This is a genomic window from Micromonospora sp. AMSO31t (genome assembly GCF_008868175.1).
Taxonomy (GTDB): domain Bacteria; phylum Actinomycetota; class Actinomycetes; order Mycobacteriales; family Micromonosporaceae; genus Micromonospora.
Window position 1 is genome coordinate 1 of sequence record NZ_WBKT01000146.1, and the last position, 14869, is coordinate 14869.

14 protein-coding genes are annotated in these 14869 nt (G+C 73.5%); 6 read left to right on the plus strand and 8 right to left on the minus strand.

The genetic code is table 11. From position 1 onward, the window contains the following. Positions 1–682, minus strand: a 682-nt coding sequence (locus F8274_RS24530) for a hypothetical protein (protein ID WP_151464726.1), incomplete at its 3' end; no start/stop codon positions are given. A 12-nt stretch (positions 683–694) separates the two neighbouring features. Next, the gene (locus F8274_RS24535) at positions 695–1213 is read right to left on the minus strand and encodes a hypothetical protein (protein WP_151464727.1); all 519 of its coding nucleotides are present in this window, start codon (positions 1211–1213) and stop codon (positions 695–697) included. 183 nt (positions 1214–1396) lie between these two features. Between F8274_RS24535 and valS the strand changes: the two genes are divergently transcribed. Then, on the plus strand, positions 1397–3961 hold the full coding sequence (gene valS / locus F8274_RS24540) for a valine--tRNA ligase (RefSeq protein ID WP_151464728.1): 2565 nt from the start codon (positions 1397–1399) through the stop codon (positions 3959–3961). 72 nt (positions 3962–4033) lie between these two features. Here valS and F8274_RS24545 read toward each other — a convergent pair whose 3' ends face one another. The 5 genes from F8274_RS24545 to F8274_RS24565 all read right to left on the minus strand — a co-directional run bounded on the left by F8274_RS24545 (position 4034) and on the right by F8274_RS24565 (position 8159). Then, positions 4034–4513 carry a hypothetical protein gene (locus tag F8274_RS24545; RefSeq protein ID WP_225853953.1) on the minus strand — a complete coding sequence of 160 codons (480 nt, stop codon included), beginning with the start codon at positions 4511–4513 and terminating at the stop codon, positions 4034–4036. Between the two features lie 193 nt (positions 4514–4706). Next, a complete protein-coding gene (locus tag F8274_RS24550) occupies positions 4707–5417 on the minus strand; it encodes an ABC transporter permease subunit (protein ID WP_151464729.1) in 711 nt (236 codons plus the stop codon). 3 nt (positions 5418–5420) lie between these two features. Further along, entirely contained in the window at positions 5421–6374 is a 954-nt protein-coding gene (locus F8274_RS24555; RefSeq protein WP_151464730.1) for an ABC transporter ATP-binding protein, read from the minus strand. Then, the gene (locus tag F8274_RS24560) at positions 6371–7252 is read right to left on the minus strand and encodes an ABC transporter permease (protein WP_151464731.1); all 882 of its coding nucleotides are present in this window, start codon (positions 7250–7252) and stop codon (positions 6371–6373) included. Before F8274_RS24560 ends, F8274_RS24555 begins: the two co-directional genes overlap by 4 nt. After that, on the minus strand, positions 7245–8159 hold the full coding sequence (locus F8274_RS24565) for an ABC transporter ATP-binding protein (protein ID WP_151464732.1): 915 nt from the start codon (positions 8157–8159) through the stop codon (positions 7245–7247). The genes F8274_RS24560 and F8274_RS24565 overlap by 8 nt, the downstream gene beginning before the upstream one ends. Positions 8160–8301: 142 nt before the next feature. Between F8274_RS24565 and F8274_RS24570 the strand changes: the two genes are divergently transcribed. The 4 genes from F8274_RS24570 (at position 8302) to galT (ending at position 12515) form a co-directional block, all read left to right on the plus strand. After that, entirely contained in the window at positions 8302–8862 is a 561-nt protein-coding gene (locus F8274_RS24570; protein WP_151464733.1) for a DM13 domain-containing protein, read from the plus strand. 113 nt (positions 8863–8975) lie between these two features. Continuing rightward, positions 8976–10505: an adenylyl-sulfate kinase gene (gene cysC / locus F8274_RS24575; RefSeq protein WP_151464734.1), complete on the plus strand. Its 1530-nt coding sequence runs from the start codon at positions 8976–8978 to the stop codon at positions 10503–10505. 151 nt (positions 10506–10656) lie between these two features. Further along, positions 10657–11445 carry a DeoR/GlpR family DNA-binding transcription regulator gene (locus F8274_RS24580; RefSeq protein ID WP_151464735.1) on the plus strand — a complete coding sequence of 263 codons (789 nt, stop codon included), beginning with the start codon at positions 10657–10659 and terminating at the stop codon, positions 11443–11445. Continuing rightward, positions 11442–12515 (plus strand): galactose-1-phosphate uridylyltransferase, encoded by a 1074-nt coding sequence (gene galT, locus F8274_RS24585; RefSeq protein ID WP_151464736.1) that lies wholly within the window; start codon positions 11442–11444, stop codon positions 12513–12515. Before F8274_RS24580 ends, galT begins: the two co-directional genes overlap by 4 nt. 261 nt (positions 12516–12776) lie before the next feature. Here galT and F8274_RS24590 read toward each other — a convergent pair whose 3' ends face one another. Further along, positions 12777–13994, minus strand: a complete 1218-nt coding sequence (locus F8274_RS24590) for an NADP-dependent isocitrate dehydrogenase (protein WP_151464737.1) — start codon at positions 13992–13994, stop codon at positions 12777–12779. Positions 13995–14129: 135 nt separating this feature from the next. Here F8274_RS24590 and F8274_RS24595 point away from each other — a divergent pair. Beyond that, on the plus strand, positions 14130–14869 hold a 740-nt coding region (locus F8274_RS24595), incomplete at its 3' end, for an MBL fold metallo-hydrolase (protein WP_151464738.1).

Sequence of the window (14869 nt, forward strand, 5' to 3'; positions counted from 1 at the left end):
CACCGCCCGGGACCGTGGCGCCGGAGACGGTCGCGCCGGGGGTGGTCGCGCCGGCGGCGGTGGCGGCGAGCGCCAGGCCGAAGCCGACGGCCAGGCCGAGCCCGATCGCCGAGAGCAGCGACGGCACCTGCCCGGTGGCCGGCAGCTCGGCGCGGACGACCGGTGCGGCGAGCGGCATCGCCAGCGCGGCCAGCAGCAGGCCGGCCGCGTCCCAGGGCAGCAGGTTCGGCGTGAAGCGGGCCAGCGCCGCGCCCGCGGTGACCGCCGCCAGGCCGACCAGCACGACCAGGGAGGCCTGCGCGGGGTCGCCGGCGAAGGTGAGCCGCAGCCCGACGAGCAGGAGCGGCCCCGCGGCGAAGCCGAGCACCACCCAGCGGGCGGCCACCGCGCGACCGGCCCGGTACGCGTAGCCGAGCAGCACCAGCGCGGCCACGGTGGCGACGGCGACCGGCGAGAAGTAGGCGAAGGATTCGACGAACTGCTCCCGGCGCGGCCCGACCAGGCCGTCCTGGCTGATCCGGAACACGTCGACCACCCACCAGCGGATCACCAGCCCGCCGAGGGTGACCAGCGCCGCGACGGCGGTCGCCAGCAGCGGGCCGATCCACGGCCGACCGGAGGGCGCGCCCGGGCCGGGCCGGTCGCGGTGGGCGAGCACCGCGGCGACGACCACGACCAGCATGGTCAGCCCGACCTAAGCCGGCCACCCGCGGCCGCTGTCCGGGTAGCCCACCCCCGTCGCCTGGCGGAGCAGGTCCTCGACGGCGGAGTGCAGCACCAGGCCGGCGGCCAGCCCGGCGGCGAGGGGCCAGCGCAGCGACCGGGCGGGCCGGGACAGCGCCAGCAGGGCCCCACCCAGCACCAGCCCGGTGCCGAGGGCGCCGACCAGCAGGGTCAGCACCTGCCCGGTGGTGGGCGACTGGCGGGGCACCAGGCCGACGCCGTGGTCGAAGGCCAGCTCGCCGGCCAGGTAGTCGAGCGCCAGGCCGGCCGCGGCGACCGGCCAGCCGGGCAGCCGGCCGAACGCGGCGACGCCGGCCAGCACGACGGCGAGGAGCGCGCCGCCGGCCAGTGCGACAAGCGTGACGGTGAACTCCACCGGCCCGAACGGGAAGCCCTGGGTCAGGTCGGCGAAGCCGGTCTGCCGGGCCACGGCGAGCCCGCGTTCCCCGAAGAAGGCGCCGACGGCGATGGCCGCGACCGTGCCGGCCACTGTGGACGGGTCACCGGCGGTGTGCGCGCGATGTCGTCCATGGCGATGCCTCCCCCGCGTCCGTGGACGGGCCGATGCTGTCACACGCCGCGCCGGCTCGCTGTCCCCGCGGAGCGGGGGCCGGATACCGCCACGAGGCCGAAAGTCGTGGAGCGGCGCGCGCCGGCTGCCTACGATCGGCTGATGACCGATACGGCGAGGACGGCCCGCGCCGACGTCCCCGAGCGTCCGACCCTGGACGGCATCGAGGAGACCTGGGCGCGCCGCTGGCAGGAGGACGGGACGTACGCGTTCGACCGCACGAAGGAGCGGTCGGACGTTTACGCGATCGACACCCCGCCGCCGACCGTATCGGGCGAGCTGCACATGGGGCACGTCTTCTCCTACACGCACACCGACACGGTGGCGCGGTTCCAGCGGATGCGCGGCCGCACGGTCTTCTACCCGATGGGCTGGGACGACAACGGCCTGCCCACCGAGCGGCGGGTGCAGAACGTCTACGGGGTGCGTCCCGACCCGGCGCTGCCCTACGACCCGGGCTGGCGGCCGCCGACCACGCCGGTGAGCGAGGCGGCCCGGAAGGACCCGGTGGCGACCTCCCGGCGCAACTTCATCGAGCTGTGCGAGGTGCTCACCGCGGAGGACGAGAAGGTCTTCGAGGCGCTGTGGCGGCGGCTCGGCCTGTCGGTGGACTGGTCGCTGACCTACACGACGATCGGGCGGGCGGCCCGGGCGACCAGCCAGCGGGCGTTCCTGCGCAACCTGGCCCGGGGCGAGGCCTACCAGGCCGAGGCGCCGACGCTCTGGGACGTCGGCTTCGCCACCGCGGTGGCTCAGGCCGAGTTGGAGGACCGGGAACGGCCGGGCGCCTACCACCGGCTGCGCTTCCAGGCCCCCGGCGGGCGCGAGGTGTTGATCGACACGACCCGGCCGGAGCTGCTGCCGGCCTGCGTGGCGCTGGTCTGCCACCCCGACGACGAGCGCTACGCGGGTCTGGTGGGCACGTCGGTGCGTACCCCGTTGTTCGGGGTCGAGGTGCCGGTGCGCGCGCATCCGCTGGCGGACCCGGCCAAGGGCACGGGCATCGCGATGGTCTGCACCTTCGGCGACCTGGCCGACGTGACCTGGTGGCGGGAGCTGCGGCTGGACACGCGGGTGGTGATCGGCCGGGACGGGCGGCTGCTGCCGGAGCCGCCGGCCGGCGTGCCGGCCGAGCCCTACGCGGCGGTGGCGGGGCAGACGGTGAACGGCGCCCGGCGCACGATCGTCGAGCTGCTGGCCGACGCGGGTGACCTGGTGGGCGAGCCGCGCCCGATCACCCACCCGGTGAAGTTCTACGAGCGCGGCGACCGGCCGCTGGAGATCGTCTCCACCCGACAGTGGTATCTGCGCAACGGCGGCCGGGATCTCGACCTGCGCGAGGAACTGCTGGCCCGGGGGCGGGAGCTGCGCTGGGTGCCGGAGCACATGCGGCACCGCTACGAGCACTGGGTGGGTGGCCTGACCGGTGACTGGCTGGTCAGTCGGCAGCGCTTCTTCGGCGTGCCGGTGCCGGTGTGGTACCGGCTCGACGACGTTGGCGAGCCGGACTGGTCCCAGCGTCTCACACCGGATGAGTCGATGCTCCCGGTTGACCCGTCCAGCGAGCCGCCGCCGGGTTACGAGGAGGCGCAGCGGGGGGTGCCGGGCGGCTTCGTCGGCGACCCGGACGTGCTGGACACCTGGGCCACCTCGTCGCTGACCCCGCAGATCGTCGGCGGCTGGGAGACCGACGAGGACCTGTTCCGGCGAGTCTTCCCGATGGACCTGCGCCCGCAGGGCCAGGAGATCATCCGGACCTGGCTCTTCGCCTCGGTGGTGCGGGCGCACCAGGAGCAGGGCGTGCTGCCCTGGCGGGACGCCGTGCTCTCCGGCTGGATCCTGGATCCCGACCGGAAGAAGATGTCCAAGTCCAAGGGCAACGTGGTCACCCCGATGGGGCTGCTGGAGCAGCACGGCTCGGACGCGGTCCGCTACTGGGCGGCCAACGGCAAACCCGGCATGGACCTGGCCTTCGACCCGGCGCAGATCAAGGTGGGTCGTCGGCTCGCCACGAAGTTGCTCAACGCGTCGAAGTTCGCCCTCGGGCTGGGCGCCGCGGACGCGCTGCGGGCCCCGGCCACGGCCCCGTTGGACACCGCCATGCTCGCCGAGCTGTCCGGCGTGGTCGCCACCGCGACCACCGCCTTCGACGGGTACGACCACACGGCGGCGCTGATCGCCACGGAGGCGTTCTTCTGGCGGTTCTGCGACGACTACATCGAGTTGGTGAAGGAGCGCGCCTACGGCACCGGGCCGGGCGCCGACTCGGCCCGGGCGGCGCTGGCCACCGCGCTCTCGGTGCAGCTGCGGCTGTTCGCCCCGGTGCTGCCCTTCGTCACCGAGGAGGTCTGGTCGTGGTGGCGCTACGGGTCGGTGCACCGGGCGCCGTGGCCGACCACCTACGAGGTGGGCCGGGCCGTGCAGGGGCCGGGCGACCCGGAGCTGCTGCGGCTGGCGGCGGACGCGCTGGGTCAGGTGCGCCGGGCGAAGTCGGAGCGGAAGCTGTCGATGAAGGCGGAGGTGCCGCTGGCCGAGGCGCTCGGGCCGGCGGCCCTGCTGGACCGGCTGACGCTGGTGGCCGACGACGTGCGGGCGGCGGGCCGGATCGCCAAGCTCGACCTGCTTCCCGACCGCACCCCCGAACTGGTCATCGCCTGCGCCTTCTGAGCCGCCGCACTAGCCCGGTCCGCCGGGAACGGAGTGGCTGCTCGGTCACTCCGTTCCCGGTGGGCGGCCGGCTCAGGTGGCCGAGCAGGCGGTTTCGAGCTGCTTCACGGCCGTCGTCAGCGGAGCCTTGCTCGGCGCCTTCTTCGGAGCGGTCGCCCAGGTGTCGGCCAGCTCCGACATCGCGGTCGCGACCCCCTTCACGGCGTCGTTGACCGTGTCGCTGCTGGTGAAGGCGTTCACGTAGAGCGACGCGGCGCCGGCGGAGTACTGGGCGCTGACCGCGGAGTGCCCGGCCGGCGGCCCGATCTTCTCCGCCGAGGCGACCTTCTTCAGCGCGGCCTTGATGTCCTTGTCGGCGGCGGCGCAAGCGGCCTTCGTGGCGGCGTCCATGGCGGGCGTGGCCGGCGCGGTGGCGCTCGGCGCGGCGGCCGGCGTCGTGGTCGTCGCGGCGGTGCTACCCGACGCCGCCGGCTTGGCGCCGTCGTCGCAGCCGGTCATGACGAGCACCGCCACGGCGGCCGGAATCAGCAGTGCGAGCCGAGTTGTGCGCATTCGTTTCTCCCCGTTGGTCTCGTGCCTGGGCCCGCCGGAAGCTACCAGACCGTGAGGTCGCCGCGGCGCCGGATATCGACGGCTCCGGTGGCGCGCGGTCCACTCGCGACGTGGGCGCTCGCGGATACGAGCGGGCCCTGCCCGGCGCGCCTGGTGTCGGCGGCGCCGGGCAGGGCCCTGTGCGCGCGGCGGGTCAGCTGGTCTCGCCGGCCACGCTGAACGAGCGGAGGCGGTCGATCGCGAGGGCGGTGAAGCCGACCGCGATCAGCGCGCTCATCACCGAGGCGACCGGCACCGACACGTCGCTGGTGAGCAGTCCGGTCGGCGCGATCCGGTCGGCGAGCGTGATCACGTACTGCTGGATGGAGAGCACCTTCGTGCCGCTGACGAAGTTGCCGAGCAGCCCCTCCCAGATCAGCACGTAGACGAGGCCGAGCAGCACCGGCCGCCGGGTGACCAGGCTGAGCGCGACGAAGAACGCGCAGTAGGCCAGCGACCCGATCGACGCGGCGACGGCGAGCGCCAGGCCGAGGCGTACCGAATGGGCGAGCACGCCCGCGACGTAGAGCGGCACGGCGACGGTGACCGCCGTGACGCCGGCGGCCACGGCCAGCTTCGGCAGGACGATCTGCCAGCGCGGCAGCGGCTTGGTGAGGATGTGCACCACCGTGCCGTCGTCGATCTCCGCGCCGAGCACGCCGGTGCCGACGATCAGCGCGACGACCGGTAGCACGACGGCCAGGCCGAGCCCGACCAGCACGGCCGGCCCCCACTCGCCCGGGTCGACGCCGAGCGAGCGGGAGAGGATCGCCAACACCAGCAGCAGCGCGGGCAGCGGGAGGAGCAGCAGGAACCGGCGCCGGCCGAACAGGCCGCGCGCGGTGATCCAGGAAACGGTCGACATCGTTCAGCTCCCCACCAGGTAGGAGAAGACGCTCTCCAGCGATTCGTCCTCGGGCGTCAGCGACCGGACCCGGAGGCTCCGGGCCAGCGCGATCTTCGGCAGCGCCCGGGTGAAGGCGCCGTAGTCGCCGGCCTGCACGGTGAGCCCGTCCCGGCCCAGTTCCACCCCGGTCACCGACTCCTCGGCCATCAACGCGACAGCGAGAGCCCGGTCGTCGGTGGAGCGGACCCGGAAGACGTGCGGCCGGTTGGTCATCAGCCGGCGGATGGTCCGGTAGTCGCCGGAGGCGGCCAGCCGGCCGGCGACCATCACCTGCACGGTGCCGGAGACCTGCTCGACCTCCTCCAGGATGTGCGAGCTGAACAGGATGGTCCGGCCGGCGTCGCCGAGCCGGTGCAGCAGGGCCATCATGTGCAGCCGCTGCCGCGGGTCCATCCCGTTGAACGGCTCGTCGAGCAGCAGCACCTGCGGGTCGTGCACCAGGGCGCCGGCCACCCGGGTGCGCTGCCGCATGCCCTTCGAGTAGGTGCCGATCTTCCGGTCCTGCGCGTCCTCCATCTCGACCAGCGCGATGGCCCGGCGGGCCGCCGCCTCCGGGTCGGACAGCCGGTGCAGCTTGGCGCTGGCCAGCACGAACTCGTACGCGCTGAGGAAGGAGTGGACGGCCTCCCGCTCGCTGACCAGGCCGAGCCGCCGGTAGACCTCCGGGTTGCGCCAGGTCGGCATGCCGTCGAGCGTGACCTCGCCCCGGGACGGGGAGAGGAAGCCGGCCATCATGTGCAGCAGGGTGGTCTTGCCGGCGCCGTTCGGGCCGAGCAGGCCGGTCACCCCGGGGCCGAGCCGCATGGTGACGTCGTTGACCGCCACCACGTTGCCGTACCAGCGGGAGACGCCGGCCAGGTCGAGGGTGGAGGCGGGGGTGGCCGGGGCCGCCGGCTCCGCGCTGATCGTGGTCATCGGGCGGCCACCTTCCGGTATCGCAGCAACAGCAGGGCGACACAGCCGGCCACCAGCAGCACGGCGACGGCCACGTAGACCGGCCCGAAGGCACCGATCTGATCTTCGGTCTGCCCGCCGGGGATGAGCAGGTCGCCGAGGGTGTACTGGCCGACAGCATGGACCAGGGCGGTGGGCGAGCCGAGCATCGCCAGCTCGTTGACCGTGCGGGACGGCATGATCGACAGGATGCCGACGATCGGGGCGGTCATCAGGAACACGGCCACGATGCCGCCGGCCCCGAACGCCCGCTTGCCGGTGAGCGAGGCGATGAGCAGTCCGACCGAGGCGAAGACCACCGCCCACAGGGCCGCGTAGAGCAGGCCGGGCAGCAGGTCGAGCAGCTCGTTCCAGACGCCGTGCATCCCGTCGTCGGTGGTGAACGCGGCGCCCAGGAACATCACCAGCTGCGGCGCGCCGAGCAGCAGCCAGAGCGCGGTGCCCAGCGCGCCGAGCTTGGCCAGGGCGTAGTCGCCGCGGGGCAGCGGGCGGGAGAAGTAGAGCGGCAGCACGCCGCTGTGCAGGTCGCGGGAGACCAGCTCCGGCCCGACCACCGCGACGAAGAAGATGACCAGCCAGCTCATCGCGTCGGCGAACTGGGCGTACGTCATGACGACCTGGCCGGTCTGGGTGCGTACCGCGGTCAGCCCGGCGGCGACGATCAGCACGATGCCGACCACCAGCCAGGGAAAGATCTTCGCCTTGGCGGAGCGGCCCAGCCCGAACGCGGTCCGCAGGCCGTGCAGGTAGAGCGCGCCGAAGACGTGCCGGCGGCCGAGCCGCGGGCCGGTGTAGCGCTGATAGCCGATGTCGTGGATGACGCCGGTCGGCTCAGACATGGCTGGGCTCCCTCGTGGCGAAGAGTTCGGCCACCCGGTGCCGCCGCTGGTCGAGCCGGTGCAACGGCAGGTCCAGCTCGGCGACCGCGCCGATGATCAGGTCATAGGTGGCGTCGTCGGCGAGCGGGACCAGCAGCAGCCGCCCCTCCCGGGACACCGGCAGGTCGAGCGCGGCGAGCCGGGCGGCCAGTTCGTCCGTACCCTCGCTCACCTCGACGGCGAGCACGTCGGTGGCGGTGGTCATCGCGGAGATCCGGTCGGCGCGCAGCAGCCGGCCGCCGTCGATGGCGACCAGGGTGTCGCAGATCCGCTCCACCTCACCGAGCAGGTGGGAGCAGACCACCACCGAGATGCCGAACTCGGTGCCGATCCGGTGGATCAGGGCGAGCATGGCGTCCCGGCCGGCCGGGTCGAGGCCGTTGGTCGGCTCGTCGAGCAGCAGCAGGTCCGGGTCGTGCACCAGGGCCTGGGCGAGCTTCACCCGCTGCTTCATGCCGGTGGAGTAGCCACCGACGGCCCGGTGCCGCTCCTCGTGCAGGCCGACGTGGCGCAGCGCCTCGGAGGCCCGCTCCCGGGCCACCGTGCGGGGCAGCCCGCTGATCCGGCCGAGGTGGGTGACCAGCTCGGCGGCGGAGAGGTCGGGCGGGAGGGCGTCGTGCTCGGGCATGTAGCCCACGCGGGCGCGGACGGCCGCGGGATCGGTGGTGGGGTCGAGGCCGAGCACGGAGACCCGGCCGCTGGTCGGGGCGAGCAGGCCCAGCAGGATCTTGATCAGGGTCGACTTGCCGGCGCCGTTCGCGCCCACCAGCCCGATGATCCCCGGCTCGACCGACACGGTGAGGTCGGCCAACGCGGTGACCCGGCCTCCGTACGTCTTGGTCAGCGACTCGGTCGCGAGCAGTGTCACGCGGCCAGCGTAGGTAGCCAGAGCCCCTCCCGGTATCGGGAAACGCTCGGGGTTGCCCCTGATTCCGCCCGGACGGGTCGGTAAGGCTTCCGTAAGCGGCCGGGCCGGTGACCGTGGGCCGCCGCGGCGGCAGACTCGACCCATGTCGATCCGCCTGCTCCGCGCTCCGCTGACCTGGGTCGCCGTCGCCGTCCTCGCCGCCGGCGCGGCCACCGGCCTGTACTGGTTCCAGCCGTGGAAGCTGGTCACCGACACCGAGGTGCACGAGAAGCTCACGGCGGTCTCCGCCGAGCCGGCGCCCCCGCCCGGCACCGCCACGCCGGCCGCCGCCCCCGCGTCCACCGGGCCGGTGCTGGTCAGCCGGGGTGACTTCGTCAGCCACGAGCACGAGACCCGCGGCGGCGCCCGGGTCGTCCGCACCGCCGACGGCCGGCACCGGCTGGAACTGGTCGGGCTGGACACCTCGAACGGTCCGGATCTTCAGGTCTGGCTGACCGACCAGCCCGTTCGGACCGGGCCGTCCGGGTGGCACGTGTTCGACGACGGCCGGCATGTGGCGCTCGGCCCGCTCAAGGGCAACCGCGGCGACCAGGCGTACGAGATACCGGCCGGGACCGACTTCAGCGGGCTGACCAGCGTCTCGATCTGGTGCGAGCGGTTCGCCGTCTCATTCGGCGCGGCCCCGCTCACCGCCGCCGGCTGAGACCGCCCCGGGACGGCCGGTTTGCCGGCCGGTTACCGGGAGGTGGAGTGGCGCTCTCGACCGATCGCCGGTGGGCTGAGAAACTGTGTGCCGGCCGGTGAGTTGGGGGTTTCATGAGCAACGGGTGGGTGCTGCCCGAGGACGTTCTCCGGGATGCGCCGGCGTACGCGCCAAGGCCCGGTGAGCTGGCCGATCTGGAGTTGCTGCTGACCGGGGCGTACGCCCCGCTGACCGGCTTCATGACCCGGGCCGACCTGGCCTCGCTGGGCCGGCGTGGCCGGCTCGCCGACGGCACGCCGTGGCCGGTGCCGGTGACGCTGCAGGTGCCGGCCGCGCTCGCCGAGGGGCTGGTGCTGGACGACCCGCTGCGCCGGGCGCTGGTGCTCACCGACGGCGAGGGGGCGCCGGTGGCCGCGATGGACGTCACCGACGTCTGGCCGGTCCGCGAGGGCGCGGCCGGGGTGGGCGGCGTGGTGCGCCGGCTGGGTGACGGTGGCCACGGGCCGTTCCAGCGGCTGCGGCGCAGCCCGGACGAGGTGCGGGGGCTGCTGCCCCCGGGGCGGGTGCTCGGCGTCTTCGCCGACCGTCCGCTGCACCGGCCGCAGCTCGCGCAGATCGCGCACGCCGCGCGGACGCTCGGCGCGCACCTGCTGGTGCTGATCCCGGTGGGTGAGGAGGCGACCGGCGGGGTGCCGGCCGAGGCGCTGGTGCGCAGCGTGTTCGCCGCCCGGGACCGGATGCCCCCGGCGACCCTCGTGGCGGTGCCGCTGGCCCGGCGTCGCGACGAGATCAGCGACGCGCTGCTGCGCGCCCGGGTCGCCGCCGCCTACGGGGTGACCCACCTGCTCTCCACCGAGGGCATGCTCTCCGGGGCGGGCCTGCGGGTGCTGGTCCCCCGCGAGCTGGCCTACGACAGCCGCGACGGTCAGTGGCGGTGGCGGGAGGACATCCCGCCGCGCAACCGCAAGCTGGCGCTCAGCCAGGAGGAGATCGACGACCTGCTGGACCGGGGCTTCCCGCTGCCGGAGTGGCACACCCCGCCGGCGGTGGCCAAGGAGCTGGCCCGGGCCCGCCCGCCGCGCCGCCACCGCGGTCTGGTGATCTTCCTGACCGGCCTGTCCGGCTCCGGCAAGTCGACGATCGCCCGTGGGCTGGCCGACCATCTGCGCGAGGGCGGCGACCGGACCATCACGCTGCTCGACGGGGACGTGGTGCGCCGAGAGCTCTCGGCCGGGCTGGGTTTCAGCAAGGCCGACCGGGATCTCAACGTGCGCCGGATCGGCTGGGTGGCCGCCGAGATCGCCCGGCACCGGGGGGTGGGCATCTGCTGCCCGATCGCCCCCTACGCGGCGGCCCGGGCCACCGCCCGGGAGATGGCGCACGCCGCCGGGGCCGGCTTCCTGCTGGTGCACGTGGCCACCCCGCTGGAGGTCTGCGAGCAGCGCGACCGCAAGGGCCTGTACGCGCGGGCCCGGGCCGGCCTGATCACCGGGATGACCGGGATCGACGACCCGTACGAGGAGCCGACCGACGCCGACCTGGTGGTGGACACCACCGACATGACCGTCGAGGAGGCGGTCCAGCGGGTCATGGAGCACCTGACCGAGACCGGTTGGGTGGAGCCCCGCCTCCAGCCGGCCTGACCCCCGGCACGACCGACCGCCGCCGTTCCGCCCCGGGACGGCGGCGGTTCCGCGTTTGCTTCCGTTGCTCTCCGTTGCGCGGTAGTGTTCGTCTTTGTTGGAACACGTTCGACCGCGTGGAGACGGGTCGGAGTCGGGAGGTGACGGCGGGGTGCTGGCGCGACAGCGGCAGGCGGTCATCCTGGAACGGGTCCGCGCCGCCGGAGGCGTCCGGGTCACCGAGCTGGCCACCGAGTTCGGCGTCTCGGACATGACCATCCGGCGCGACCTGGAGACGCTGCACGACCAGGGCCTGCTCGCCAAGGTGCACGGCGGGGCGACGCTGGCCGGCCCCGGCTCGACCGACGAACCCGGCTTCCGCGCGAAGTCGGTCCGCCAGTCCGTCGAGAAGGCGGCCATCGCCGGCCAGGCCGCGGGGCTGGTCCGCCCCGGCGCCGCCATCGCGCTCTCGGCCGGCACCACCACCGCCGAGCTGGCCCGCCGCCTGACCGACGTGCCGGGCCTGACCGTGGTGACGAACTCCCTGCCGGTGGCCGAGATCCTGCACGTCGGGGGCCGGCCGGACCAGACCGTGGTGCTCACCGGCGGGGTGCGCACCCCCTCGGACGCGCTGGTCGGCCCGCTGGCCGTGGCCGCGATCGGCGCGCTCCACCTGGACCTGCTCTTCCTCGGCGTGCACGGGATCAGCGAGCGGGCCGGGTTCACCACCCCCAACCTCATGGAGGCGGACACGGACCGGGCCCTGGTGGCGGCCGCCGACCGGCTGGTGGTGCTCGCCGACCACACCAAGTGGGGCACGGTCGGCATCTCCTCGATCGTCGGTCTGGACGCGGCGGACGTGCTGGTCACCGACGACCGGTTGGAGCCCGACGCGCGACGGGTACTCGAGGACAGGGTTGGCGAACTGGTGATCGTGCCGGGCACGGAGGGTGCGGAGTGAAGCGTACGCAGATCGAGCTGGCCGACGGCCGCGAGTTGATCTACTTCGACGAGCGGGACGACGCGGTCCGCGACCAGCCGGACCGGCGGGAGCTGCCGCCGCCCCCGCACGCGTCCCAGCTCCGGTACGACCCGTTGACCGACGAGTGGGTGGCGGTCGCCGTGCACCGGCAGACCCGGACCTTCCTCCCCCCGGCCGACCAGTGCCCGCTCTGCCCCTCCCGGGGTGACCGGCTCAGCGAGATCCCCGCCCCCGACTACGACGTGGTCGTCTTCGAGAACCGGTTCCCGTCGCTGAGCCAGCGGGTCGCCGAGGAGCCGGCCGAGATCACCCCGTTCACCCCGGTCCGCCCGGGGCTCGGCAAGTGCGAGGTGGTCTGCTTCACCGACGACCACAACGCCTCGTTCGCCAGCCTCTCCCCCGGCCGGGTGCGGACCGTGCTCGACGCCATCGCCGACCGCACCACCGCGCTGAGCGAGCTGCCCGGCGTGGAACAGATCTTCCCGTTCGAGAACCGGGGCGTGGAGATCGGCGTGACCCTGCACCACCCGCACGGCCAGATCTACGCGTACCCGTTCGTCACGCCGCGGACCCGGACCATGCTGGCCGCCGCCCGCCGGCACTTCGACCGCACCGGGGGCAACCTCTACGCCGACGTGCTCGCCGCCGAACGCGCGACCGGCGACCGGGTCGTGGCGAGCAACGAACACTGGACGGCGTACGTGCCGGCCGCGGCCCGCTGGCCGTTCGAGGTGCACGTGGCGCCGCACCGCCCGGTGCCCGACATCCCGGCCCTGGACGACGCCGAGCGGGACGCCTTCGGGCCGCTCTACCTGGACGTCCTGCGCCGCTTCGACGGGCTGTTCGACCTGCCGATGCCCTACATCGCCGCCTGGCACCAGGCCCCGGTGCGCGTCGACCGGGAGCTGGGGCACCTGCACCTGCAGCTGTTCAGCATCCGGCGCGCCAAGGACAAGCTGAAGTACCTGGCCGGCTCCGAGTCGGGAATGGGCGTGTTCATCAACGACATCGCCCCCGAGCGGGCCGCGGAGCTGCTCCGGGCCGCCTGACCCTCCCGCCCCACAACAGGGCGCGGGGGGCCCGGGACAGGGCCCCCCGCAAGGGAAGGGACGGCTGGCTGTGCGCGACAGCCGGGAAGGCTGGCTGATCGGCGCTCAAGCCGCGAGGCGACCGCGGTCAACCTTCCTGGACGGGACTGGCATTCCGTCCACCCTGCTCAACGAGGCGCGCCCGCCCCGGGTGACGCCGTGCCGCGGACACGACGGAGCCCGCCGGACAGGTCCGGCGGGCTCCGGTGCGAACGGTGACGGTCAGGCCGACAGCTTGCGGGCCAGGTTCTCGTCAAGCGCGTTCATGAACTCGTCGGTGGTCAGCCACGGGGCGTCCCGCGAGATGAGCAGCGCGAGGTCCTTGGTCATCTGGCCGCCCTCGACGGTCTCCACGATGACCTGCTCCAGGGTGTTGGCGAACTCGGTGACCGCCGGGGTGCCGTCCAGCTTGCCCCGGTGGGCCAGGCCCCGGGTCCAGGCGTAGATCGAGGCGATCGGGTTGGTCGAGGTCTTCTCACCCTTCTGCCACTGCCGGTAGTGCCGGGTGACCGTGCCGTGCGCGGCCTCGGCCTCGACGGTGCGGCCGTCCGGGGAGAGCAGGACGGAGGTCATCAGACCCAGCGAGCCGAAGCCCTGGGCGACGGTGTCGGACTGGACGTCACCGTCGTAGTTCTTGCAGGCCCAGACGTAGCCGCCCTCCCACTTCAGCGCGGCGGCGACCATGTCGTCGATCAGCCGGTGCTCGTAGGTGATGCCGGCGGCGTCGAACTCGGCCTTGAACTCGTTCTCGAACACCTCGGCGAAGATGTCCTTGAACCGGCCGTCGTACGCCTTGAGGATGGTGTTCTTGGTGGACAGGTAGACCGGGTAGCCGCGGTCCAGGCCGTACCGGAACGAGGCGCGGGCGAAGTCCCGGATCGACTCGTCGAAGTTGTACATGCCCATGGCGATGCCGCCGCCGGAGAAGTTGGCGACCTCCATCTCCATCGGCGCGCCGCCGTCGGCCGGGGTGTAGGTGACGGTCACCTTGCCGGGGCCGGGGACGACGAAGTCGGTGGCCTTGTACTGGTCGCCGTGCGCGTGCCGGCCGATGATGATCGGCTTGGTCCAGCCGGGGACGAGCCGCGGGACGTTCGACATGATGATCGGCTCGCGGAAGACCACGCCGCCGAGGATGTTGCGGATGGTGCCGTTCGGCGACCGCCACATCTTCTTGAGGCCGAACTCCTCCACCCGGGCCTCGTCCGGGGTGATGGTGGCGCACTTGACGCCGACGCCGTGCTCCTTGATGGCGTTGGCGGCGTCGACGGTGACCTGGTCGTCGGTCTCGTCGCGGTGCTGGATCGACAGGTCGTAGTAGTGCAGGTCGACGTCGAGGTAGGGCAGGATCAGCTGCTCCCGGATCTGCTTCCAGATGATCCGGGTCATCTCGTCGCCGTCGATTTCCACGACCGGGTTGTTTACCTTGATCTTCGCCATCGGCCGGCGCTCCTCTCGGGGGACACGTGCTCAAGCAGTACGAGCGTACTGGAAAGTGACCGGGGCTCCCCAGCCGGCCTCACCCCGCGGCAAAACGGGGTCGCCCGGGACGGGCCGCGGTGACATCCTTCCCGGATGCCGCTGACTCACACGGTCGGGTCTATCACGGTCACCGCCCTGCTCGACGGCGCGGGTCCCTTCTTCCAACCGCGCGCCGAGGCGTTCCCGGACGCGACCGCCGAGCAGTGGCGCGAGGCCGACCGGCGGGACCCGGACACGGTCACTCCGGACGGTCGCTGGTGGCTGCCGTTCCGGGCGTTCGCGCTGCGTGCCGGGGACGGGCCGGTCACCCTGGTCGACGCGGGGATCGGCCCGGCCGACGCGCTCGCCGCGAGCTGGGCGCCCGTGCCCGGCCGGCTGCCGGCCGAGCTGGCCGCCGCCGGCATCGACCCGGCCGACGTCCGCACCGTGGTGCTCACCCACCTGCACACCGACCACATCGGCTGGGCGGGCCCGCTCTTCCCGAACGCGGACCACCTGGTGCAGCGCGCCGAGCTGGCCGCGCTGGAGCTGTTCCATCCCGAGCTGCCGGCCCGGCTCCTGGGGCCGTTGCGCGCCGCGGGCCAGCTCCGGGTGGTCGACGGCGACACCGGCCTGACCCCGGGGGTACGCGTGCTCGCGACGCCCGGACACACCCCCGGCCACCAGTCCGTGCTGGTCGACGACGGCGCCGACCGCCTCCTGGTGACCGGCGACCTCCTGGTCCACACCCTCCAGTTGATCGACCCCACCCTGGCGTACGCCCACGAGGAGGGCGCGCCGACGGCGGCCACCTCCCGAACGAACCTCCTCGACACCCTCGCCCCGGTAACCCT

Coding starts and splice junctions, on each gene's coding strand:
- valS (WP_151464728.1), top strand. CDS start 1,397: ATGACCGATACGGCGAGGACGGCCCGCGCCGACGTCCCCGAGCGTCCG.
- F8274_RS24545 (WP_225853953.1), bottom strand. CDS start 4,513: ATGCGCACAACTCGGCTCGCACTGCTGATTCCGGCCGCCGTGGCGGTG.
- F8274_RS24550 (WP_151464729.1), bottom strand. CDS start 5,417: ATGTCGACCGTTTCCTGGATCACCGCGCGCGGCCTGTTCGGCCGGCGC.
- F8274_RS24555 (WP_151464730.1), bottom strand. CDS start 6,374: ATGACCACGATCAGCGCGGAGCCGGCGGCCCCGGCCACCCCCGCCTCC.
- F8274_RS24560 (WP_151464731.1), bottom strand. CDS start 7,252: ATGTCTGAGCCGACCGGCGTCATCCACGACATCGGCTATCAGCGCTAC.
- F8274_RS24570 (WP_151464733.1), top strand. CDS start 8,302: ATGTCGATCCGCCTGCTCCGCGCTCCGCTGACCTGGGTCGCCGTCGCC.
- cysC (WP_151464734.1), top strand. CDS start 8,976: ATGAGCAACGGGTGGGTGCTGCCCGAGGACGTTCTCCGGGATGCGCCG.
- F8274_RS24590 (WP_151464737.1), bottom strand. CDS start 13,994: ATGGCGAAGATCAAGGTAAACAACCCGGTCGTGGAAATCGACGGCGAC.